At 38.6% G+C, this 591-nt stretch carries 1 protein-coding gene; it reads right to left on the bottom strand.

The genetic code is table 11. The features are described from left to right. Positions 1-7: 7 nt before the first annotated feature. A partial coding sequence (locus tag RU93_RS11860; RefSeq protein ID WP_143139464.1) for an IS30 family transposase occupies positions 8-591 on the bottom strand: 584 nt, incomplete at its 5' end.

The following is a 591-nucleotide window of genomic DNA, read 5'->3' as shown; positions in this document are numbered from 1 at the left end:
TTATTTGTCAAATTAAGCGAGACAACTGCTCTTCATTTACATAACTCAAAAAGACTTCCAATGGTGTCTGGTAGTTCAGTGATTTTCTGGGTATATGATTTCTTTTTGAAGCCACAGAGGAGATGAAATCCTGATTGACTTGATTGAAGTCCATTTCTTTCGGTAGGCCATCTTTTCGAAGGAGACCATTTGAGTGTTCGTTTAAACCTCGATGTGATGGTGTTCCTGGGTCTGCGAAATAAATAGCTATATCATTCATATTACTGATATTCTTCCAATTTGAGAACTCTTTACCACAATCGAAAGTAATCGATTTAAAGAGATTTTTAGGAACCGATTGAAACCAAGTATTCGTTGCTTTTTCAATATCGATTGCTTTACGACCTTCAGGTTTCAAAGCAATAATGACTTTTGAAAGGCGTTCAACGAGGGTGATGACGGCACTTTTATGATTGACACCGACAATCGTGTCGCCTTCTAGATGCCCGAACTCTGTTTCAAAAGAAGCATAATCCGTTTCTCGCTCAGCGATATTTCGTTTGAATGCTTGTTTTCCACGACGTTCTTGATGACCGTTTGGTTTTCGTTTCC

The sequence above is a fragment of the Enterococcus aquimarinus genome, assembly GCF_001885765.1.
GTDB classification, from domain to species: Bacteria; Bacillota; Bacilli; order Lactobacillales; family Enterococcaceae; genus Enterococcus_I; species Enterococcus_I aquimarinus.
Note: the sequence above shows the minus strand (reverse complement) of the source record. Positions and strands in the feature narration are given on the sequence as shown.